The sequence below is a fragment of the Bacillus sp. JJ1532 genome (assembly GCF_036965085.1).
In the GTDB taxonomy this organism is placed as follows: domain Bacteria; phylum Bacillota; class Bacilli; order Bacillales; family Cytobacillaceae; genus Cytobacillus.
In genome coordinates this window covers 1-22017 of record NZ_JBALOW010000012.1, presented here as the reverse complement: position 1 = coordinate 22017, position 22017 = coordinate 1, and the positions used below count along the sequence as shown (strand labels likewise).

Sequence of the window (22017 nt, the reverse complement as noted above, 5' to 3'; positions counted from 1 at the left end):
TAAAATTTGTATTCGAGAATAATAACTACATCAGGAGGATAAAAATGAACAAGCGTCTAGTTACAACTACATTAGCATTCACGATTGGATTAAGTACTTTTGCGACAGCCCCGATCATGATGGATCCAGTCACAGTCTCAGCCGCAACAACCACACAGCAGAGCCAAAAAGTGGTTGAGAAAAAGGCAGATGACATAATTAGTCTCGCTAAGAGTTTAATAGGAAAAGCAACATATGCCTCAAAACACAACTATGAAACACTCCAGTTTAGATGTGCTTCGTTCATCGCGTTTATTTTTGAGAATAATGGGATAGATCTAGGTAATCGTGACGAAGCTTATATGGTTCACCAAGGGACATACGTTCCGAAAAATGAATTGCAAAAAGGCGACTTAGTTTTCTTCAAAAATAACCCATCATCAAAAAACCCAAATCATGTAGGGTTGTATATTGGAGATAATAAAATTATACATATGGCAAACGCAGAACTAGATGTTGTTATTTCTGATCTAAATAGCACGTCCTATTATCGAGATAATTATATGACTGCGAGAAGAGTAATCCCTGCTTTACTTCCTTCAGACCCAGCAACAAAAGGAGATAATATTGCTGACCTCTCCTACAATTTAATGAATAAAGTGACAATGGGCAAGGTTAATAACGAAAAAGCAATGCAATTTACGAGTACTGGATTCGTAAAATACGTTTATGGAAAAAATGGCGTTGAAGTAAAAGGAAACTATGTCAAAGATTTGATGAACTTAGGTGAAAAGGTAGCACGGAAAGATTTACGAAAAGGCGATTTGATATTCTTTAGCACTTCTGCAGGGTCGAGCACACCTTCAAGAGTAGCTATTTACACAGGGGAACATCGTATGCTTGTTCTTAGTTCGGAAGGAATTAGTTCGAGAGTCCTTTTATCTGATTATTATGATCAGCGTTATATTACGGCAAAGCGCGTTTTTAAAGATGAAAACAAAGTAGTTCAGTCACCAGTTATACCTAAAACAGATGAAAACAAAGTAGTTCAGTCACCAGTTATACCTAAAACAGATGAAAACAAAATAGTTCAGACACCAGTTATATCTAAAAAAGAAGATAATATTGTAGACTATACATTAAGCATAATGAATAAAGTGAAACACCAATTAAATGTTTACGATGAAAAATCTTTAACCTTCACAAATGCAGGCTTCACCTATTACATTTTTAAACAGCATGGTGTTGACCTGAAAACAAAAGTAGCGAGTCAGCAATCAGTGAACGGTGTACAAGTTCCAAAAGATAAATTGCAAAAGGGTGACCTTATTTTCCTAAAGCAAAGCGGGGGAAGCAAAATTAAGTATGCCGCTATTTATATTGGAAATAATGAATATGTGTATTTATCTAAATCAGGTTCAGTTGTGAAAGAAAGCTTAGAATCTAATTGGTCTAAAAGTAACTTTGTAACAGCTAAGCGTGTACTCTAATCGAATGAAATACTCGGTTGGATTCTAAATTGTACATGACTTTAAGGAAAAAATAAAGAGAAGCATTCGTTTGCGAAATGGCTGCGAATGCTTCTTACTATATTTGAAAGATCCTGACTTCGATTTAAATTAAAAATATATGTCTAAATGCCAAAATTCCCTTCTAGGTGCATTCTCCTGATCTCTTTAATTCGCTTTCGCATTTCCCCATCACCAATTTTGGAAAAATTCCCGACTCCAGGGCTTGTATTTATTTCAAATATAATAGGATCCTTGTAATTGCTAATACCAAAATCAATTCCATACTCTATTTGTGGAAATGCCGCTGCAGCTATTTCGGCAGCTATAACAGAAGCTTCCTTTATACAATTAATCATTTCTTCCCTCTCTGTTTTGTGCATCTTTAGGTGTGTCGATAATAATGAATCTATTGTCATAATTTGAGCCCCGCGGTTTGTATTGATGACTCCATTCTCATTGGTTTCTTCTGTCCCAATCTTTCCATACAACCCTCCAACAAGCCATTTTCTTTTGAGAATTTGAACATGTACCCGAATGGATAACGGGAACCCATCTTGGGTTAAGCTATGGACACCTTCTTGAACAATATATCCCCCGAATCTCTCAATTGGATGCAGTACAGGGAGGAAATCTTCGATCTTTTTAACTTCCATTTGTATTTTTTTACCATTAAGTGTATAGCCATTGAAACAGTAGGGCCCATCTTTCCTTTTATTAACTTTAAAAATTCCTTTCCCTTGCCCGCCTCTATCATTTTTTAAATAGACATATTCAAAACGTTCCAGTAACTCAGATAGGTTTTTAATTGTAAATTGCTTTGTTTCGGGAATGTACTTATTGAGTAAAGGATGTTTACTTAATAGCGAATATTGCCTCCATTTTCCAAGACGTTCCTTCAATACACACACCTCATTTATATGTTATGGTTATACACTTATTGTATGGATATAACAGTAATCCCGATTGGGTAAGTGAATTAGAAAAAAATATCTTTTATTTTAAGTCAGTATGTTTTCTTTGACGCTTGATGATTTTCCTTATATACATATACGTATCTTTATCCTCTAGTCCCGAAAACATGGATAGGTCTGGATTATAGTTTCCTTCAATAATCCAAATATCCCCTTGGGAGCTAATCCCAATGTCAAACCCAATTATATGAATATTAGGATGGTTTTCTTCAAACTGTTTGCTTGCAGAAATACAGATTCTGTCTATTTCATCTTCTAATTGATTCATATTTGTCGTTGATAAGTTTGAGTTTTGGAGTGCTTGATCAAAATTCAATAGCTTCTGTGCAGCATTGGTTATAAAGAAACCTTCTCCAGCAACCTTTACGATTTTTCCGGTTACTTTCCAGGATGAATCCACCTTCTGGGCAATGACTCTAATATCTATTGGACATCCGTTTATTTCTGATAAAGCTAATCTTTCCTGAACAAGATAAGGTTTCTTTGAATGATATTTTGTATGAATAAAATCAAAGGTTTCATCCATGCTTGATTTTGTTTGCTTTGTTCTTCCTGAGTGGATTTCAAAGGTATGAGGATCTGTCTTAGTAATTTTTACAATTCCTAAACCTTGTTGGCCAACACAAGGCTTAATGATAATATCATTATATTTATTAAGGTATTCATTAAAGGTGACTTTTGTAAGTAAGTCCGTTTTCGGTACAAATGGAGAAATTGTATGATTTTTAGAGAGTATTTGGAACTGGTTCCATTTACTTTTTTGAAAATGCAGCATTGTATCTTGAATCCATATCCGTCCTTTCAGATCATATATAATATCAATGACAACGGTATGACAATCAGGAAAGGACTCTCCTAGTTTTTTTGCTGCCTGTAGGGACAAATTTTTCATTTTTTTGATGAAAAACATATAAAAATACTTATCGAAGATAGTACGAAATTTCTCTGTTGTAGATATATATAGCCACTCTGCTGTAGGTGATTTTCGGTGAACAGTTACATAATGGTGGAATGGACTTTGAAATAAACCTGATTGAGGTCTTGATAGCTGAATAATATTATTCTTATATTTTAATTTATTTAGTTTAATAAACTGATAAAGATCTTCTCTATTGATCAATGTATCCTCATTCACTTCTGAGAAAATCTTAAACTTATTGTTTTCAGAGATAACAAAGACTTCCCCTAAGCCAAAAGCAGGTTTAATGACAATCGACTTATACTTTTCTAAAAATGAAAATAATGATGCTTCAGAAAATAAATCAGTTTCTAAAAGATACTTAGAGAGGCTTTCATCTGAATTTAATATTCTATATTGACTCATTCGACCTTTGCTGGGCTTCAATGTTCCCATCTCCCAAAATTGTTAATACATTATTTTATTCAGACAAAGAGTTTTTTCTTATGCGATATCCTAAGCAGAAACATGATTTTAAATTCAATATTACTTTAATACACTTAGACTTTCCTAATAGTCTAGAAAAAACTCCCGGCATAAATGCCGAGAGTTCTAAGGCTGTTACAATTCTTGACAGCCTTGAGCAATAATAGAGCCTTGATCAATAGGAGCGGCGCCAGTTTGATTAAAGAAACCTGTAATTACAAAACTTTGAACATTATCAACCTGTGCTTGTCCAACCATGTCTCTAAACACTGCTTCAAAAGCAAAGGTTCCTGATTGACCACTGACTGTCCCAGTACCAGTTACAGTGATGCTGCAGTTTTGGCCTTCCTGATTACACACAACAGAAGTAATGGAAGTTGCAGTAAACGTGAAGTTGTTTGGTCCAGGTGGTGTGGTTACGTTTTCTTCAAATCTTAAAGATAGAGATGAAGTTGCTAATCTTGTGACACAAACATCTGCCATGTAAAACAAGTTACCGTTTACTGTTCCTGTTTGTCCCACGAATCTAACATTATTATTATTTGAAACAGCTTCATCATTTGGGTTTTGAGGATTTTGAACCAAAACTCCACACGTACAAATTACACCCATTTATTTCCCCCCCTTTCTATTTGGAATATTGTAGTTTATTAATGATTTAAGAGAAGTGGCACAGTGTTTGTCCTAATTTAAAGTCCGATTTACATTTACTGTTCCTTCCGAAATTTTGCTGCCAATTCAATTATGTCATTGGCATACATATTTCCTTTAAATAGAACAATTGAATTTTCATCTACAATCTTTTTTAATAGGCGATAAGTGTCCCTATTACTGTTAAAAGTGTAGACCTGCATTTTCGGGTTGGTTTTCTCTGCTTGATCTGCCATTATACGTGCTAAATTATTCCCAATTGCAATTAGAATATCGACATCATGTATGGCAATCATTTCTCCTGCCTGCTTATTAATAGGTTCACCCCAAGGCCCTAATCCAAGAATGCTTCCAATTACTGCGACTTTTTTCTTGTCTTGCCCAAGCTGTGTTAATACTTTTACTGCTGCTTCTAAAGAAGTGGAAGTTATGCTCTATGTATCATCTATCAGTGTCGATCCATTTATCCCTTCAACCACTTGGAGCTGTCTATCAAATTTTCGAAATGATTTCAAGCGATTAGCAGCTTCTTGAAGATCCATACCCATTTCATGGACAGCGGCGAGAGCAGCCAACGCATTATAAACTTGGTGCTAACCAAGTCCCGGTTACGGCAACAATAGGAATGTCAAACTGGTTTCGGTAATAATTTAGAAACTCCCAGTATGCCTTTTCTGCAGATTCCACTTGGAAAAATGGTTAGATTATCCAAATGGCAATTATTCTCGTACTTTTTATGTGTGACAAGTACTAACGGAAAAAACTCTTTTAGATCATCCCAATTTCTTATTTTATATTTTGCAAATAAGATTGTATTTTTTTCTTTATATGTTTAAGCCGTTAGGCGCCATACTGGACTTCTACATGATCAGAACCCTTGATTAATTTCCCGTCTATAATCGTTCTGATTTCCTTCACAGAGAGGCGATTCATTGTAAATTTCACTCCTTTCCTTACTAATATACTATGTTCAGTCACTTACATTGCTTGTGCAGATAACTAGTGATTTTTTAGTGTTTTGAGCGTTATCACACATATCGGCTATTCAGTTTGATTCTAAGGTAAAGCAGCTTTTATATAATAAATTGCTTGTATAGTATAGATAACCATACAAATTTGTGTAAGTTTCATAAACATATATATCGAGATAGTTTGATTTAAATTTTTATAGGGAGTGGGCCTTTTGAAGACGATACTTTTTATAGGCACGAATAAATCGGGTTCAAGCAGAGATGCCATAGGGGCAGCTAAGAGCCTAGGTTTCTTCACCGTTGTTTTTACTAAAAACGAAAAGCAAATGCAGCAGAGGGAAGAGTACACGGATGTTCATAAAATGATCTTTATTGATACGGATAATCTTTCTGAAATGAAGGAGGAAATAAAGCGATTAAAATCAGAAGGGATGGAATTAAAAACGATTGTCAGTTTTATAGATTCATATGTTCATATTGCCTCCCTTCTTTGTGATGAATTTTGTAAGAACTATTTTTCGTCAACAGCTATTCAAAAGATGAATAGCAAGGAAGAAACAAGATCATTTTTAATGAACAAGTCTTACACGCCTAAATTTATCATCATTAAACCCGGAGAGGAGATCTCTTTCAAATCAATCCTATCAAAGCTTAATTTTCCCGTCATGGTCAAATCGCCAAACTCGACGGGTTCAAAAGATGCACTGCTAGCCGAAAATGAAGAGAAATTAAAAAAGCATACACTCATGTTGCGAGAAAGAGAGCCGAAAGAGTCCATTATTATAGAGGAATATATTGATGGAAACCAGTATTTGGTAGAGGCAGTCGTTTACAAAAGTAAGGTGATGATAGCTGGCATTATTGAGCAAGAAATTACGAAGGGGAAGAGATTTATTATTACGGGCTATGGGGTAATGGCGAAAATACCTGACGAAATTGAAAAGGGAATAGCTAGGGTTCTTCAGTCTATTGTTAATCAATTTGGAATTGTCAATGGAGCCTTGCATCTGGAATTGAGACGTAGTAAGAATGGGTGGAAGCTCATTGAAATCAATCCGAGAATTTCCGGAGGCGCAATGAATAAAATGATACAAGCTGCTTTTGGCTTTAATTTAGTTAAAGAAACACTGTTATTACAATTAGGGGGCAGCCCTTCCTTAGTACCGAAACATAAGAAATTCGTGTTCACCCAATACCTTATTGTTTCAGAAAAGGGAATTTTAGAAAGAGTGTCTGGGAAGGGTAGAGCTAGAAAATCCCCTGGAGTCGTTGATGTATATGTAAAACCGAGAAAAGGAACGCTGCTGATTCCTCCTCTATCGATGGGGCATAGATATGCCTATGTAATTGCTGCGGGGGAAAGCATGGAGGAAGCAAAGAGTTTTGCTAAAAATGCTGTAAACGAAATTAAGTTCCACTTAAAGAAATAATAATTTTCTAGCATTGTGTTATTAACATTAAAATCTATTATAAAAATGACCCTGGATTCTTTATCCAGGGTCATTTTTATTATTTAAATGTTTTTTTTAAGAATTTAATCGTTTCATACATGTTTGCTCGGCTAGCACCTTTAACTAAAATGGTGTCATTCTTTTTAATAATTCTCTTTAGAAACTCATGTAACTGATTTCTATCGTCAAAGTGGTATACATTTTTGGCAGGAAAGCCTTTTATTTTAGCTTGATCGCCCATTGTTTCTGTTTGATCACCATAAGTGATAAAAAGGTCAATTTTTTTATCGTAGACATATTCTCCTATTTTTCGATATTCTGCCTCTCTTAAATTCCCGAGTGCTCTTATTTCTCCAATTACTGCTATTTTGCGGTGTTTTCCGATATTTGCAAGTACATCAATGGCAGCTCTTACTCCTTCAGGATGAGAATGAACAGTATCATCAATTAGAATAATATTGTTTTTCTGATTATAAACCGTTAATCTTCTTGGCGGCTTTCTAAATAATAATCCGGCTTGGATTTCAATTGGAGTTAGACCTAAGTGGTCCGCCACAGCAATAGCATTTAAGGCATTATATACATGATGTTCACCGAAAATAGGGATGAAAAACTTCTCTTTATGTCCATGCAACATCGTTTTGAAAGACATTCCATTTTCTGAATATTTCACATCAAAGGCTTTATAGTCAGCGTCTGACTTAATACCGATTGTAATGATCTTACCTCTAAACTTATCTGTCTCTAAAAGGAGAGAATTACGGTCATCTTTATTCATAACGAGCAAGCCGTCTTGATCCATCCCGTGTATTAATTCAGATTTAGCCTTAGCTATTCCCCTAATATCGTCATTGAAATAGCCTACATGTGCCAGTCCGATGTTTGTCACAATACTAATATTCGGTTTAATAATGCTGCAGTGTTTAGTTATCGTTCCAGGGGAGGCCATTCCATATTCTAGGACAATGGCTTCGTGGGATTTATTGATTTCAGAAGCATGAATTTCAGTATGTTGGGCGGTATTCCAATAGTCCTTTGATTCAAAGGTATTCCATTTTTTCGAAAGGATTGAGGCTAGAAATGCTTTAGTCGTAGTTTTACCGGCGCTGCCCGTTATGGCTATAATTGGGATTTCGCCTTTTGCTGTATTCATTCTTTTAACTTTTTGGATCTTAGCTTTTATTGCCTGTTGGTTTTTTGCCAGATACATAGCATATCTAATGGAATTTATGACAACATCCATCTCTAGATAAAACGTAGGAGGACAGCCTGGCAGCCAGTTAACTTCATAGATCCATATTTTTTTATTCTCGTCTAATCCAATATCGATTCCCATTTCATCAATAACTTCTCCATATAGCTGCATCTGGAGCTCATCAAGATGCTGGGCTAAAGTCAATGAAAAGTGTTCAAGAGTCCCTTTAATATTCATTGCTTCTTCTTTAAATTCTTGTTTTAAAAATGGTTCTAAATAATTGGTGAATCCCCCATTATTAATATTAGGAATAATGGATCCCTTAGGGGCTATTCTTGGGTAAATAGCGGTGATGACCCATTCTCCTTCTCCACTTTTTTGAACATGAAGTCTGAAGTCGTAAACTTGTCCAGACTTGGTAATAGATGTTATATAAGGTTGCATAATATAGGTTCCCGTTGAAAGCTTTTCTTCTATTAGATCCTTTAATTGATTCCTTGAATAAGAACTTGAATGTGAATCTTGCGTTACAAGAAATTCTTCTTTGTTGTTTTTCTTCAATGAAATAAAGTAGATCCCTTTTCCTTTTCTCCCATCATAAGGTTTAAAAACAATCTTTTCAAATGCGTATAAAAATCGGAAAAATTCATCTGAATCATTTGAAATTTTTTCGGAGGGAATTAAATAGTGAGAAAACTCCTTTCCTCTTTTAAGCCTCTCGTAAACACTCCACTTGTTCCCGATGGAATTTGTCGTAAAAGGGATCATTTCCTTTAATTTTTGAATAACCTTTTCCGACTTTGCCAATTTATTAGGGTCACCAGCATTATAAATGACGTCCGGGAAGGGCATGTTTCGTTCAACCCATGAGCCATTCTCATACACTTTCCCTTTTATTGACTTTTTTGAGAAATTTACTGTACTAGGAGAAAAGTAAAAAAAATCTGCGCCTTCAGCTTTAGCGACCGCAGCAAAAGCATAAGTCTTTCTTACCTTTGATGGATCTTTTCGATGGTGCAGCATTCCTATAAGTGTCATAGCATAAACTCCTTTTACTTATCTAACAACCTATTTATATTACATTCAATTAGTTAAGCTTTTGAACCGGACAAACGTTTATTTTTAGATCAAATTTTAATAGTTGACCATTTAGGGCAAAGGAAAAATGAAGGACAAAACAGGGAGTAATTAAGGGGAAATCTTTCTTTTAGGCAATGCAACAAGCCATTAGTAATCTTATTCATATACTGAAGGGGACCTTAAGAATATGGAGTGGATGCAATGAGGAAAAAATCAAAAATGAATAAATGGGACAAACATCAGCTTTTATTGGAATGTAAGAATCTAGTCGAGTTTTTACCTGAGACCCATCTATTTACAATTGAAAAATTTTGGGAGATGATGAGTCGAAATAAGGAAATTATCTTAAAGCCTGCATTGGGAAATGGGGGAAAGAGAATCATAAAAGTATCAAAAGTCGGTGGAGAAAAATATGAGGTTCACCTTCAGAAATCGAAAAATGTAATTGTTGATAAGAACGGACTTGAACGTTTATTACAGGAAAGAATAAAGGAGAGGAAGTTTCTTATTCAATATTGTATCCCCCTTGCAAAAGTGAATGGAAATCTGATCGATTTTCGGTATATTGTGCAGCGAAAACATGGGGATAAAACATGGGTGATTACTGCGAGGTGCGGGAAAGTTGCCAAAAATGGTTATGTTACAACTAATGTCCTAAATGATGGAACTGTAGTAACGGTAGAGGAGGCGCTGTTAAACTCAAATATTAACAATTTGAACTTAAAAAAGACATTGGCTGCTTTAGATGAATTAGCATTAGCAGCCTCACTTTGCTATACTGACAAATTCAAAAATCAAAATATATGGGGTTATGATTTGGCTGTTGATGAATGTGGGGATATTTGGCTGATTGAAGCTAATGCAGCTCCCATGGTAGATGTTTTCCTCGATTCAAAAAATCCATTCAAGTCGGACGCAATAACATGGTATCTTGACTATAATGAAAAAATGAGAAATAAATGATAAGTCCCCACTCACATGCCATCTATACTCTACAAAATGGAAAGTAAAAAAGACCTATAGCCTAAGTTGCTATCAAATGACTCCGGTAATTGACCGGGGTTAATTTGTTATTTCTAAATCAGACCTTGATCTATGGAAAATCATTGATGAAATGCTTGTCACATTTAGCCTTTCTAAAAGAAAAACACTACAGCTAGCTTTTCGTCCAATTGGTTCAGGAATAATAAACAGAAAGACCAGGCGTGTGCCCGGTCCCCTGTTTTTACCATTTTGGCTCAATGACAATTCTTCTTTTCAATAATTCGGTATCTAGAACTTGTATGGCGCAAATGGAAGATAAATCAACCTCTTTACGAGCAGGTGTTTTGATTAATTTCATGACCTTGCCTACTGAGTTTGTATGATTTCCTTTAATATCAAAAGGGCGCAGTATTGAAACAATCGCAACACATTTTTCCTTATCTATAGATTCGATTCGAAAAAAATTGGACTCAATGCACTCGTGTTTCCCGTTTTTCTCATTTATTTCGGTCAATAGATGAGATAATAGTCCATTCTTTTTTAGTAATAGAAAGGGGATCGTATCGACTCCGGCAATTTTGGATAGCAGCGGTCCAAAATATTTAGTTGAGGAATTCATTAAAATATCTTGTAAGGACTTTAATTCAATGAGTGCTTCACATATACAGTGACTATGTCCCTGCTCTATGTCGTTCATTTTTGCTTTCCTCCCCCCGTCTGTCCTTTTGCTATTATATTATTGCAAGTAATTAGGGATTGTGCGGATGGAAAGCGAAAATAGACCTGTCCAAAGAACCCAATTATGCAGATGATAGGTTTTAAGACTGCTGCTTGGAGGCTGCATCCCGTTCGTCGAAAGATTCCACAGCTTAAAGCTCGTTTTTTTTCTTGGCAGGAATTTTCAATAAGGTTCTAAGTAAAACTTCAGTTCCTGTGCGGCGGAAATCGCCGTTGTTTTAGCATTTTCAGCAGAATCTGCCGCTGCAATAACACAAGCATAGCGATTACCCATTGAATAAGGAGCTGTGACGGTTTTACCTAATAAAGGTTTAACGTACACATATTTAACACCATCATGTTCCCAAGCAAGATCTTCGCCTGTAACGTAAAGTAATTCTCCGCTTGTCTCAAACGTTAAATATTTGGCATAGACGTGAACCTCACGTATCTTAGTCAATGTTACTTCCTCTCCAACATTCAGTTTCAATATTTCCTTTATAAGGTTAATACCTGTCCCTTCCTCAATAATCCGATTCATGGCGCCGCCGGACATTCTTGGATTAATCTCTACCAGTTTCCATACTCCTTGAACATTTCTCAATTCTAAATGACAGGATCCGTTTTTTAGTCCGAGTTGTTGGACGATTTCTGTAACTGATTTTATGAGACTCTTATATTCATCATTCTTTAATTGAGCTGGAAATTGATAGCCAACGACGATAAATATATCTTCGTACGTCGTTTCTTGCTCAATGACACCGACGATTTCAATTTTTCTGTTTTGTACTAGCACTTCAACTAAGTATTGGGGCCCTATTAAATATTCTTCAATTAATATAGGGAGATCGGAGGTTTGATCATGTAAAGATTGAAGAGTTTTTTTAAATTCATCAGCAGTTTCAGCTAAAAATACATCTTTTGAACCGTTGGAGACCGGGGATTTAATAATTAACGGAACAGATAATTCATGCTTCTTTGTGAAGTCTTTAATAGAAGTATGAGAGTCGTATACGTCATAAAAAGAGGAGGTGGGGTGGCCTTTTAACTGATTCCTCACTTTAATTTTATTTTCCATAATCGCTAAAGCGTCTGCCGATAACTGAAATAAACCAAGCTCCTTTGCTAACCGTGCTGTATAAGAAACAAAGGGATCGATAAAACTTACACAGGCACAAAGATGTTTCCCTGATGTCTTAAGGGCTTCAAGTTCCTCTAAAACCCGTATTTTATCTAATAAATTTTGGAAATATACGATTTGATCCACAACGGGGAATTTATTATGCTGGAGGTGCCGGCGTTTATCCGTAAATAAAATGACGCAGTATCCCATTTCCTTCGCCGCCCTCAGAGCTTCATTACTCGTTCCAAACTGATTACTTCCGATAAAGACAATTGTTTTCATGATCCAACCTTCCTGCTTCACATGGTCTATTATCTTATGATAAGAAATAACAATAGGTGCCAGACCCAAAACACGGTTGGTATAAACGCGTGTAGAGTCTGGCACGGAAAGATTCAATCGTATTTGGAAATGAAAGTTACTAAATCAATGAGAATTATGAATAAAAATATATAAGCCCTAAAATAATATGCATTATTTTAGGACTTGATATATTTTAAAATAAATTACTTACCAATAAACATTTGAGTCCAATGTTTACCGTTTTGCTCAAATCCTACTCCAATATGGGTAAAATTATTACTTAGAATGTTCTTTCTGTGACCTTCACTATTCATCCATGCTTGAACGACTTCTTGGGGTGTTTGTTGACCCTGTGCAATGTTTTCACCTGCACTTGTATATGTCACACCAAAGTCTCTCATCATATCGAACGGTGACCCATAGTTAGGACTTGTATGTGAGAAGTAATTATTTTGCTGCATGTCTTCAGACTTCTTTTGAGCAACACCACTTAATTGAGTATCTGCTTTTAAATCGGACAGGCCATTTTGTCTGCGTTGTGCATTCGTTAAATCAATAACCTGTTGTGCAGCCTGACTAATGTTTTGTGGTGCTTGTGTTTGAGCTTGTCCTTTCTGTGCGGGTGCTGGTTGTTGACCTGGCCCTTCAGCAGTCTGTCTTTGTTGCTGCGTAGGTGCTTGCTGCTGAGCTGGTGCTTTTGCAAATTCTCTATTTTGCTGTGGTTGTGCTTGTCCATAATTTGGTGGTTGAGCAGCTTGTCTTTGGTTCCAGTTTGGTTCTGGCTGACCAGCTTGATCTTGCTGCTGGATTGGTGCTTGGCCATAATTCAATTGAGGGAGTTCTGCTTGAAAATTTACATCCTCCCCAGGATTTAATGGAGTAAACTGATATTTTGCATCTTGAGTCAATACCGCTCTGGTATGAGGGTAATTATCACTGGACATTGTTGTAGTCATACTAGAGATGTTATTATCGTTTCCATTCCCAGGCTTATTACCATTATTTGTATCAGTATTACATGCAACAAGCCCTAACATCAGGGTAGATGTTAGGAGTATACCCATTTTTTTGTTTATCAATTGAAATGCCTCCTTTTTTTGAAAAACTCCTTCCTCTTATATTTTTGATTTTTCTTTAAAAAATATTGATGGAAAATAATCGGAAAATATAAACTCGGGACTCTTCACACTTTCTTAATAAGACTTGTATTGTTAATATAAAAAAGTATTTTTTGTTAGGAGGTTCGACTGAATTATGTTCTTGGAGATATTTACCTCATACGAAAATCTAAAGGCAATTGTGATATCTATCGGGATTTTTTTGCTATTTCTTCTTTTTAGGAAAATTTTCGTAAAATACGTTTTTGCATTTTTGGTAAGGATAGGGAGAATAGCGCCTGGTGAATTTTTATCCCAAATTCTTATAGCCTTTGAAAAACCTGCTCAGTGGCTATTTATTATTACAGGGCTTTACTTTTCTGTGCAGTATTTTCCTTATTTCAATCATGCAAATCCATTATTTTTAAAAATTATCAGATCATCGATTATATTGATTATTAGCTGGGGGTTGCTTAATCTTTCTTCGTCCTCTTCATTGCTTTTTAAAAAGATAAATGCCTCTAAATATAATATTGAATTTGATGAAATTCTGATTCCATTTTTATCTAAGGCATTGCAATTTTTGATTGTGGCGATCAGTATAAGCGTGATTGCCCAGGAGTTTAATTACGATGTCAATGGCTTTGTTGCGGGGTTAGGCTTAGGTGGATTAGCCTTTGCATTAGCTGCAAAGGATGCGATCGGTAATTTATTCGGCGGGATCATAATTATTACGGAAAAACCTTTTTCAATAGGTGATTGGATTAAGACAAACAGTGTGGAAGGAATTGTAGAGGATATAAGCTTTAGAAGTACAAAGGTACGGACCTTTGCTCAGGCGCTTGTGACTGTTCCGAATGCTACTTTGGCGAATGAGGCAATTATGAACTGGAGCAAAGCAGGGAAGAGGCAGATTACCTTTAATTTAAAGCTGCCACAGGATACTTCACAGGAAAAATTAAAATCTGTTGTCAAGCAAATTGAAAACTACCTAAAAAATAACCCGGATATTCATCAGGACACAATCTACGTTACCTTTGACCAATATAAGGAAATGGAGATCTTTATAAACTTTTTTACAGTTACAGTTGAATGGGGAGAGTATTTAAAGATCAAAGAAGTGTTCAATTACAAAATCATGGACATTCTCGAACAAGAGAAATCATTGGCGGAGAGCCAGGCATAAATGGGAAAAAGTCTGTTTCATTTAGAAGCAGACTTTTTCAATATATCTATTTTTGGTTAGCAGTCAAAAATACTTCCTGTGCCGCTTTTATCCCAGCTCCTGGTTCAAAGGAGTAAGAGAAGTCTTGTAATGCGGCCTCCATTAAGGAAACGGCTTGGAGAACATCACTTGGGAAGCAATAGCCCATATGGCCGAACCTGAAAATTTCTCCTTGCAGGTGTCCAAGCCCGCCAGCAAAATCTAAATGGTACTTTTGCTTTAGGTGCTTAAGAAACTGTGCCAGATCCAGACCTTCAGGGGTGCGGATCGCCGTAATGGTTGGTGATGCATATTCATCGCTCGTTAATAGCTCTATGTTTAGCGCCTTCATGGCTTCACGAACCATATTTTTCATAAGCTCATGTCTGGCAACGGTTTGTGCAAATCCTCCTTCTTCTTCGATAAGGTCACAGACAGCAGCTAATCCATAAATAAGAGTAACCGCAGGAGTGTTAGGTGTCATGCCTTTTGCTGCCCAATCGCGATAGCTCAGCAAATTTAAGTAATATGCTGGGGTTTTATTATTCTCGATAACTTTCCAAGCTCTGTCGCTGACGCTTAAGAGAGCCAGTCCAGGCGGCAGCATCATTGCTTTTTGAGAACCTGTTACGAGTATATCAATGCCCCATTTATCCATTTCCGCGGGTGCTCCGCCAATACAGCTAACCCCATCAACGATAAAAAGTGCATCTGAATGTGTACGAACAGCAGTCGCTAGCTTTTCGATTGGGTTCAAAATACCTGTTGATGTTTCGTTGTATGTAGCAAAAACAGCTTTCACATCTTTCAAGGGCTTTAGGAATTCCGCTAGATCTTCCTCTGTACAAGCCTGGCCCCATTCTTTTTCAAGCTTATGCACATTAAATCCGTATTTTTCACAAATCGAAACGAAGTAGTCCCCGAATGCCCCAACTGTAATAACAACAACGTTTTCTCCAGCCGAGACCGTGTTAACTGCCGCAGCCTCTAAAGCAGCAGTACCGCCAGACGGCAGCAGAAAAATATCTTGTTCCGTACCAAAAACTGTCTTCACACGATTGGTTGTTGTACGATATAACTGAACAAACTCTTCACTACGATGGCTAATGATATCTTCAGCCATGGCTAGTTGAACTTTTTTTGGAATAGGTGTAGGTCCTGGGTGCCTTAAAATGTTTTTATACATAATTTTCCCTCCAGTAAAGATTATTTATTGAGTATTTTAGCCTAAAGGCGCGAGGTTAACCACTATTATGATTACCTCTATTAAAGCTTATATTGTTACCATATTTCTAATTTTCTAATTATAATAGTACCATATTGGTAAAAGTTAGTTAAGGTTAAGAAATTTATTTAATAAAACAGGAGGGGTCTAATGGCTACAATAGATTTGCAGAAAAAAAGTGTAAAGATTGTGTTAGAAAAGAAGAATTTAACAACGGTAACCGCGCGAGTTGGTTTAGTTCTAGACATCACCGGATCAATGAGAACATTGTATAAAAATGGAACAGTGCAGAAGGTGGTTGAACGAATATTAGCGATTGCCTCACAGTTTGATGATGACGGAATGCTGGATGTTTGGGTGTATGATAATGAATTCTCAAGATTAAAGCCGGTAACGGAACGAGATTTTGATGGGTATGTTAATCGAATTATTTTGGAAAATGACTTGATCCATAAATTTGGCCGAAATGACGAACCTCCTGTTATGAAGGATGTAATAAAAAAATATATCGATGAAGAACCGAGCATGGATCCAGCCTTTATTGTCTTTATTAATGATGGCGGCTGTAAGAAAACGATCAAGCCCATTATTGAAAGCTCTGCAAAACATCCGGTATTCTGGCAGTTTGTTGGGATAGGAAATGGGAATTTTGACTTTCTAAAGCAAATTGATTCAATGGAAGGCCGTATTGTGGATAACGCTAATTTCCTGCATATTGAGGAAATTGATAAAATGTCTGATGATCAACTCTATTATTCACTATTAAATGAGTTTCCAAGCTGGCTGAAGGAAGCGAAGGAAAAAGGTATTTTGGTAGATAATCGCACAGAGCCGCAGTTAAATGAGCCAGTGCAAAAAGAGCCAGAAAAGAAGGGGTTTTGGAACAGGTTATTTAATAGGTAGATAGGGGTTCGTTTCATTGAATTTGAGCGGTTGGCTGATAAAGTATCTTATTTGGCTGACAAACAGGTCGAATTGGCTGACAAATACTAAAATGCCAACCCAAACAAGTATCTGATAGCTGAATATATAGTCAGCTTTAATATAAATTTTGCAAGAGTAGGTGATTTCTTGATGATTAAGGGTTTAAATCACTTTTTATTCTCGGTTTCAGATTTAGAAAAGTCTATTGAATTTTATCAGAAAGTTTTTGATGCCAAGCTATTAGTGAAGGGGAGAAACACTGCCTACATTGATTTTAATGGAATGTGGCTGGCGTTAAATGTGGAGAAGGATATTCCTAGAAATGAAATAGCCCATTCCTATACGCATATTGCTTTTACCATTGAAGAAAAAGACTTCGAAGTTATGTATAAAAAATTAACAGAGCTAAACGTGAATATCCTTCCTAGTCGTCCAAGAGACGAAAAGGATAAGAAATCAATTTATTTTACAGATCCAGACGGTCATAAATTTGAGTTACATACAGGGACTTTGCAGGATAGATTGGAATATTACAAGAAAGAAAAAAGGCATATGGAATTTCTCTAAAATGAAATAGGGTGAGAGGAATGGATAAGGAACTTTTTAATGCTGTTGAGCAGTCGATTGAATATATGAAAAATCACTTGGAGGAAGAAATTACTTCAGAAGAGTTAGCTGCTAAATTCGGCTATAGTACTTATCATTTCTTAAGAGGTTTTAAGGAAGTGACAGGGGTAACACCTAGACATTTTTTATCTGCATTACGGATTGAGGCATGCAAGGAGATTTTATCAAGCCCATCGAACTCGATACTAAAATCTTTATTAAGCGTAGGCTATAAAAGTATTGGGTCTTTTAGTTCGCGTTTTAAACAATTTGTAGGACAATCTCCAAACCAATTTAAGACCAAATCGGATTTTTTATATCACTATATTCATCAATACAATGAGAAGAGCGGTTATCCATCCCAACTAACAGTATCCTCAACAATCACTTGTCATATAAACTCACCCCCAACATTTAAAGGATTAATTTTTGTTGGACTGTTTCCACGCCCAATACCTGACCAAAGGCCGATTTTGGGAGGTGTTTTGAATAATGGAGGAACATATATTTTTTCCAAAGTTCCGGAAGGCACCTTTTACATATTGGCTGCTGCCATTCATTGGAGCAAAAACCCGAAAGATTATTTCGTACTGAATAAATCACTGCGAGGGAAATTTGATCATGCAATTAAAGTTAAAAAAGAAACGATAGCGGAAGTAACTATTAATTTAAGAGAACCAATGCCTTATGACCCGCCTATTTTAATTAATTTGCCAATGCTTTTATTTGAAAATGAGCAATCTAGAAGAAATTAAATGATTAATTTTTCGGTAAAATGGTGTTTAAAGAAGGAGGAGATGTCATGTTAAATAAAGTTTGTGTGCTTACTGTTCGTGTCAAAAATCTTCAAGAGTCCGTTGATTTTTATACTAATGTATTAGGTTTCGAAGTTTCAAAATATTATGGAGATAAGATTGTTAGTCTTAAACATGATGAAATACCAGTTGTGTTAGAGGAAGACGAGGAGGCTTATCAGGAGCCAAAGCAAAATGTACTATTAGGTGTACTGTCAAAGGATCTTGACAAGGATATCGCTGATTTTAAATCTAAAGGTATGAAAATTTTGTTTGATGAACCAAGACCTTGCCCCCCTGGCCGTTACACGATCATTGAAGACCCTGTGGGGAACCAAATTGAAATTGTAGAATTTTCCGAGTGAGATAATGATTAATCATCAAACATACATAAAGGCTTCCTTAGATAAGGTTTATGAAACTTTAACTACGGCAGAGGGCTGGAATGCATGGTTTACAGATCATACAGTTTTACACTTGGATGAGAATGGGGAAGGGATAATAACCTTAAGATGGTCCAACTACGGTGTAAATAAAGAGGATATTGAAGACGGCGGGGATATTTTGGCTGCCGTTCCGAATAGATTGTTTTCTTTTCAATAGTCCCCTGGCAAAAATCCAACTACTGTAAAGTTTGAAATGCAGCCTTATCAAGAAGGAACACTTTTACTTTTAGAAGAGGCTGGCTATTCCACATCTTCCACCGATCTTTCAGCTTGTATAGGCTGTGCAGTTGGATGGGGAGAAGCACTGGCTTTGTTAAAGATGTACCTTGAGTATGGTATTGTGTGCAAAGAGGATTATCGCTTTTAGGTTGAGGGGGCTAGTAGATTGGTTTATGAAATAACGATTCAAATCAGAGTGAATGATTTCGAAAAAGGCCAAACATGGTACCAAACATTATTAAATAGGCAACCTGATTTTAGTCCTCATCAAGGCTTTGCCGAATGGGAGGTCATTCCCGGCTGTTGGCTGCAAGTGGCAGAAGGATTTCCTGCAGAGGGGAGCGGCCCGATCCGATTAGGTGTTTCAAATCTGGAAAAAGAAAGAGATAGATTAGTGAAGGAATTAAAAATAGAGGAATTTGAGATATTCGAAAGGGAAGGTGTTCCTGCTAAATGGGGGACCTTTAAAGACTCATGGGGAAACCAATTGGGCTTATTTGAGTATTTGGATGAGAATGAGAAGCAAGAAAAGATAAAATCGATCTTAGGTGATGTTTAGAAAATGAGCAAAAAACGAAGGGAAAGCTAAAAGTCAGGACTCCAATCAATAGAAGTCCTGATTTTTCCTGTTCTAAATTTTGTTCAATTTTGAAAAAAGTTCAGATTAATTTACGCAATAATAAAATCCCCATCCCTTTCTCCATAAAAATACAACCGATGCAGTGGTCTTGTCATGGCCACATAAAGAAGCTTAATATCTAGTTCAGAGTCGCGACAGAATGATTCTTCAAGTGAAATTATGATAACAACGTCAAACTCCAACCCCTTTGCCAAAAAAGAAGGAACAATCACAATTTCATCTTTCGGGATCTTTGTTTGTTCTGCGAGCAGTGTGACAGGTTCATCTGAATGCTCCTCGAAAAGCGAATAAAGAAGCTGACAATCTTTCATGGTTTTGCCGATGACCGCGAAAGTTTTATAGTTTTCCTCTTTCAGACTAGTTACTTGCTCTTCAATTTGCTGAACAAGTTCTTTTCCGTTTTTTCTTTTTATAATCCTAGGCTGTTCTCCATGCCGGACAACGGGTTCAACTTTCGGAAAAGAGTAGGGAAGAAGCTTTAACAGCTCGTTTGCTTTCTCCATAATCTCAACGGTTGTTCGGTAGCTTTTTTGCAATTCTGTGTAGGTAGCTCGCGGAAAAATGTCCTCTAAAACTCCATTCCACGATGTTAAGCCTCTATAGGAATGAATTCCTTGTGCAAGATCACCCACTAGCGTAAACATATCAGTATCAAGTGCTTTCTTAAGGGATAGCAGCTCCATGAAGCTGTAATCCTGTGCTTCGTCAATGACAATATTTTTGGCTTTAAACTCTTTTGGAATGCCAAAAAGGTTTACCTGCAAATAAAGCAACAGAGCAAGATCTTCTCTTTCATATTTCTTTTTTGCAAAAAGGGTCTGGCTATATTCACATAACAATTCTGCTTCCTGTTCGGAGAGACCGCCCTCGGCCCATTGGCAAAGCTTAATAGGATCACTAAAAAGCTCGTGATAATACTGCAGGAGCGTTTTTTTCGGGAACTGTTTCATATATGCAGGGACAGCATTACGAATGGCCTTTTTAATTTCCTCAAGCCTTAGCGCTTTTTTGTCTAGTGCATAAGAAACATACTGTCTCCTTCTCTCCGGATCCTTTCCACGATAAAGAGCACTTTCTATTCGTTCATCATAAAAGGTTTCGATTTTGCTAATTAAATTTTTCTTCTTTTTCGCCACGTCATTTTGCAAGACGGCCTTTAGTTTATCCAGCCTTTTAAAAAGTGGAAGATAGTTATAGTCGGTCTTAAAGAGATGAATAAACTTCTTGTAGCTGAATAGGCGAAATTTATCGACCATGAAATCTTCTGTAGGAAAAAATGTTTTATAAATGCTTGTTAGGTAATTGGATAGAATTACATGAAAAACTGGAGATCCCTTTGCTGATGAAATCCATGCTGAAATTTGGCAATCTTTGCTTTCGGGCTCTTCCAGCAGCCGAACCAATTTATTATTATTGACCATATTAAGCTTTTGACCAAGGCATACTTGCACATATTCCTGATAAGTAGTTTGCCGAACTCTCTCAACACCCAGCTCGGGCAGCGCTTCAGATATGTAATCTATAAACAAGCGGCTTGGCGCTAAGATCATCAGCTGCTCAGGTGCAAAGTTTTCCTTGTACTGATAAATAAAATAACTGATCCGGTGGAGGGCAATCGTTGTTTTTCCGCTGCCGGCAGCCCCTTGAACAATAATGGGCTTGTTTAAGTCGGCCCGGATAATTCGATTTTGCTCTTCCTGTATCGTTGAGATAATTTCTGTAAGGCGGTTGCTTGAGCTTTTGGAAAGCGATTCTTGAAGCAATTCATCAGTTGTCGTTAAATCAATATCACGAATTTCTTCGAGCTTTCCTTCCTCAATCATAAATTGCCGCTTTAAAGATAAATAGCCGTTAAAGCTTTCCTCGTAAGAATCGTAATGCACCTCGCCAAGTCTGCCTTCATAATAAAGATTGGCAATCGGTGATCTCCAATCCACAATGATTTGCTCCTGATTTTCCCTTGAATATAAGGAAGTCTTTCCGATGTAGAGAATTTCCTCGTCTTTAAGATCCTGTCTTTGAAAATCAATTCTGGAAAAATAAGGTTTGTTTCGAGCGTTTTTTAAGCTTTTTAATTCATCACGAGACATTTCGAAAAATCTGGCATTCGTTAATAGCGAAGAATAGCTTAAGCTCGATTCCAGCCAATCTACATCTTGGAAAGCCTCCTTCATGTTTTCTTGAAACTGGTCTTTACTTGATTCAGCGGTCTTGATGACGACATCCATATACTTTTTCGTAAAATCTAATCGTTGAATTTCTGCTAGAAAATCGGGGTGTTGTTGAGATGACATTCAATCTTCCTCCCATTTCATTTTCAGCCGCAATGGGGAAGTACGTTGGAGCATGAGTGATAAGAAATTTATATTATCAGAAAAATCCATAGGAAGCAATATTTTTCCAATGATTGCGATGATCGTAATTGGAAAGATCACAGTAACAAATAACGGAATTACGTAAAAAGAAAAGGTTGTTCATTTACCGAAGAAAGAAAAAGAAGAATCCCGCGGTAAAAGAAAGAGCTGTTCATTTACCGAAAAAG

At 36.5% G+C, this 22017-nt stretch carries 21 protein-coding genes; 11 read left to right on the top strand and 10 right to left on the bottom strand.

Going from position 1 to position 22017, the window contains the following annotated elements; translation table 11 throughout:
- The first annotated feature begins 44 nt into the window (after positions 1-44).
- Entirely contained in the window at positions 45-1469 is a 1425-nt protein-coding gene (locus tag V7122_RS05190) for a C40 family peptidase (protein ID WP_335348191.1), read from the top strand.
- A 143-nt stretch (positions 1470-1612) separates the two neighbouring features.
- Here the strand turns inward: V7122_RS05190 and V7122_RS05185 are convergent, their stop codons facing one another.
- The 4 genes from V7122_RS05185 to V7122_RS25710 all read right to left on the bottom strand — a co-directional run bounded on the left by V7122_RS05185 (position 1613) and on the right by V7122_RS25710 (position 4927).
- Entirely contained in the window at positions 1613-2389 is a 777-nt protein-coding gene (locus V7122_RS05185) for a YheC/YheD family protein (RefSeq protein WP_335348190.1), read from the bottom strand.
- Between the two features lie 94 nt (positions 2390-2483).
- Positions 2484-3806, bottom strand: coding sequence for a YheC/YheD family protein (locus tag V7122_RS05180; protein WP_335354382.1), 1323 nt, complete (start codon positions 3804-3806; stop codon positions 2484-2486).
- A 174-nt stretch (positions 3807-3980) separates the two neighbouring features.
- Positions 3981-4457 carry a hypothetical protein gene (locus V7122_RS05175; protein WP_335348328.1) on the bottom strand — a complete coding sequence of 159 codons (477 nt, stop codon included), beginning with the start codon at positions 4455-4457 and terminating at the stop codon, positions 3981-3983.
- Between the two features lie 95 nt (positions 4458-4552).
- Positions 4553-4927 carry a glutamate ligase domain-containing protein gene (locus V7122_RS25710; protein ID WP_438824162.1) on the bottom strand — a complete coding sequence of 125 codons (375 nt, stop codon included), beginning with the start codon at positions 4925-4927 and terminating at the stop codon, positions 4553-4555.
- Positions 4928-5679: 752 nt separating this feature from the next.
- Between V7122_RS25710 and V7122_RS05165 the strand changes: the two genes are divergently transcribed.
- Positions 5680-6897 carry an ATP-grasp domain-containing protein gene (locus V7122_RS05165; RefSeq protein WP_438824719.1) on the top strand — a complete coding sequence of 406 codons (1218 nt, stop codon included), beginning with the start codon at positions 5680-5682 and terminating at the stop codon, positions 6895-6897.
- A 79-nt stretch (positions 6898-6976) separates the two neighbouring features.
- Here the strand turns inward: V7122_RS05165 and V7122_RS05160 are convergent, their stop codons facing one another.
- The gene (locus V7122_RS05160; RefSeq protein WP_335346235.1) at positions 6977-9151 is read right to left on the bottom strand and encodes a YheC/YheD family protein; all 2175 of its coding nucleotides are present in this window, start codon (positions 9149-9151) and stop codon (positions 6977-6979) included.
- A 243-nt stretch (positions 9152-9394) separates the two neighbouring features.
- Here V7122_RS05160 and V7122_RS05155 point away from each other — a divergent pair, with 243 nt between their 5' ends.
- Positions 9395-10156 carry a YheC/YheD family protein gene (locus tag V7122_RS05155; protein ID WP_335354380.1) on the top strand — a complete coding sequence of 254 codons (762 nt, stop codon included), beginning with the start codon at positions 9395-9397 and terminating at the stop codon, positions 10154-10156.
- Between the two features lie 262 nt (positions 10157-10418).
- On the opposite strand, the gene V7122_RS05150 is transcribed toward V7122_RS05155, so the two are convergent.
- The 3 genes from V7122_RS05150 to V7122_RS05140 all read right to left on the bottom strand — a co-directional run bounded on the left by V7122_RS05150 (position 10419) and on the right by V7122_RS05140 (position 13399).
- Positions 10419-10874: a CotY/CotZ family spore coat protein gene (locus V7122_RS05150; RefSeq protein ID WP_335346233.1), complete on the bottom strand. Its 456-nt coding sequence runs from the start codon at positions 10872-10874 to the stop codon at positions 10419-10421.
- 204 nt (positions 10875-11078) lie between these two features.
- Positions 11079-12299: an ATP-grasp domain-containing protein gene (locus V7122_RS05145; RefSeq protein WP_335346232.1), complete on the bottom strand. Its 1221-nt coding sequence runs from the start codon at positions 12297-12299 to the stop codon at positions 11079-11081.
- Positions 12300-12523: 224 nt separating this feature from the next.
- Positions 12524-13399: a CAP domain-containing protein gene (locus tag V7122_RS05140; protein WP_335346231.1), complete on the bottom strand. Its 876-nt coding sequence runs from the start codon at positions 13397-13399 to the stop codon at positions 12524-12526.
- A gap of 487 nt (positions 13400-13886) precedes the next feature.
- Here V7122_RS05140 and V7122_RS05135 point away from each other — a divergent pair, with 487 nt between their 5' ends.
- Positions 13887-14603 (top strand): mechanosensitive ion channel family protein, encoded by a 717-nt coding sequence (locus V7122_RS05135; RefSeq protein ID WP_335348027.1) that lies wholly within the window; start codon positions 13887-13889, stop codon positions 14601-14603.
- A gap of 46 nt (positions 14604-14649) precedes the next feature.
- Here V7122_RS05135 and V7122_RS05130 read toward each other — a convergent pair whose 3' ends face one another.
- The gene (locus tag V7122_RS05130) at positions 14650-15807 is read right to left on the bottom strand and encodes a pyridoxal-phosphate-dependent aminotransferase family protein (protein WP_335348026.1); all 1158 of its coding nucleotides are present in this window, start codon (positions 15805-15807) and stop codon (positions 14650-14652) included.
- Positions 15808-15996: 189 nt separating this feature from the next.
- Here V7122_RS05130 and V7122_RS05125 point away from each other — a divergent pair, with 189 nt between their 5' ends.
- From V7122_RS05125 to V7122_RS05095, 7 genes are all read left to right on the top strand, one after another.
- Complete coding sequence (locus V7122_RS05125) at positions 15997-16749, top strand: vWA domain-containing protein (RefSeq protein ID WP_335348025.1); 753 nt, start codon at positions 15997-15999, stop codon at positions 16747-16749.
- 171 nt (positions 16750-16920) lie between these two features.
- On the top strand, positions 16921-17337 hold the full coding sequence (gene fosM / locus V7122_RS05120; protein WP_438824767.1) for a FosM family fosfomycin resistance protein: 417 nt from the start codon (positions 16921-16923) through the stop codon (positions 17335-17337).
- A 20-nt stretch (positions 17338-17357) separates the two neighbouring features.
- Positions 17358-18131 (top strand): helix-turn-helix transcriptional regulator, encoded by a 774-nt coding sequence (locus tag V7122_RS05115; RefSeq protein WP_335486125.1) that lies wholly within the window; start codon positions 17358-17360, stop codon positions 18129-18131.
- Positions 18132-18178: 47 nt separating this feature from the next.
- Complete coding sequence (locus tag V7122_RS05110; protein ID WP_335525979.1) at positions 18179-18535, top strand: VOC family protein; 357 nt, start codon at positions 18179-18181, stop codon at positions 18533-18535.
- 4 nt (positions 18536-18539) lie between these two features.
- The gene (locus V7122_RS05105) at positions 18540-18773 is read left to right on the top strand and encodes a hypothetical protein (protein ID WP_335525978.1); all 234 of its coding nucleotides are present in this window, start codon (positions 18540-18542) and stop codon (positions 18771-18773) included.
- Between the two features lie 36 nt (positions 18774-18809).
- On the top strand, positions 18810-18983 hold the full coding sequence (locus V7122_RS05100) for a hypothetical protein (RefSeq protein ID WP_335348446.1): 174 nt from the start codon (positions 18810-18812) through the stop codon (positions 18981-18983).
- 18 nt (positions 18984-19001) lie between these two features.
- On the top strand, positions 19002-19394 hold the full coding sequence (locus V7122_RS05095; protein ID WP_335525977.1) for a VOC family protein: 393 nt from the start codon (positions 19002-19004) through the stop codon (positions 19392-19394).
- A gap of 110 nt (positions 19395-19504) precedes the next feature.
- Here the strand turns inward: V7122_RS05095 and helD are convergent, their stop codons facing one another.
- Positions 19505-21769 (bottom strand): RNA polymerase recycling motor HelD, encoded by a 2265-nt coding sequence (gene helD / locus V7122_RS05090; protein WP_335525976.1) that lies wholly within the window; start codon positions 21767-21769, stop codon positions 19505-19507.
- Positions 21770-22017 lie beyond the last annotated feature (248 nt).

Bases quoted from the DNA above. Each gene is read 5' to 3' on its own strand.
- V7122_RS05190 (WP_335348191.1), top strand. From the start codon at position 45: ATGAACAAGCGTCTAGTTACAACTACATTAGCATTCACGATTGGATTA.
- V7122_RS05175 (WP_335348328.1), bottom strand. From the start codon at position 4,457: ATGGGTGTAATTTGTACGTGTGGAGTTTTGGTTCAAAATCCTCAAAAC.
- V7122_RS05160 (WP_335346235.1), bottom strand. From the start codon at position 9,151: ATGACACTTATAGGAATGCTGCACCATCGAAAAGATCCATCAAAGGTA.
- V7122_RS05155 (WP_335354380.1), top strand. From the start codon at position 9,395: ATGAGGAAAAAATCAAAAATGAATAAATGGGACAAACATCAGCTTTTA.
- V7122_RS05150 (WP_335346233.1), bottom strand. From the start codon at position 10,874: ATGAACGACATAGAGCAGGGACATAGTCACTGTATATGTGAAGCACTC.
- V7122_RS05145 (WP_335346232.1), bottom strand. From the start codon at position 12,299: ATGAAAACAATTGTCTTTATCGGAAGTAATCAGTTTGGAACGAGTAAT.
- V7122_RS05130 (WP_335348026.1), bottom strand. From the start codon at position 15,807: ATGTATAAAAACATTTTAAGGCACCCAGGACCTACACCTATTCCAAAA.
- V7122_RS05125 (WP_335348025.1), top strand. From the start codon at position 15,997: ATGGCTACAATAGATTTGCAGAAAAAAAGTGTAAAGATTGTGTTAGAA.
- fosM (WP_438824767.1), top strand. From the start codon at position 16,921: ATGATTAAGGGTTTAAATCACTTTTTATTCTCGGTTTCAGATTTAGAA.
- V7122_RS05115 (WP_335486125.1), top strand. From the start codon at position 17,358: ATGGATAAGGAACTTTTTAATGCTGTTGAGCAGTCGATTGAATATATG.
- V7122_RS05110 (WP_335525979.1), top strand. From the start codon at position 18,179: ATGTTAAATAAAGTTTGTGTGCTTACTGTTCGTGTCAAAAATCTTCAA.
- V7122_RS05105 (WP_335525978.1), top strand. From the start codon at position 18,540: ATGATTAATCATCAAACATACATAAAGGCTTCCTTAGATAAGGTTTAT.
- V7122_RS05100 (WP_335348446.1), top strand. From the start codon at position 18,810: ATGCAGCCTTATCAAGAAGGAACACTTTTACTTTTAGAAGAGGCTGGC.
- helD (WP_335525976.1), bottom strand. From the start codon at position 21,769: ATGTCATCTCAACAACACCCCGATTTTCTAGCAGAAATTCAACGATTA.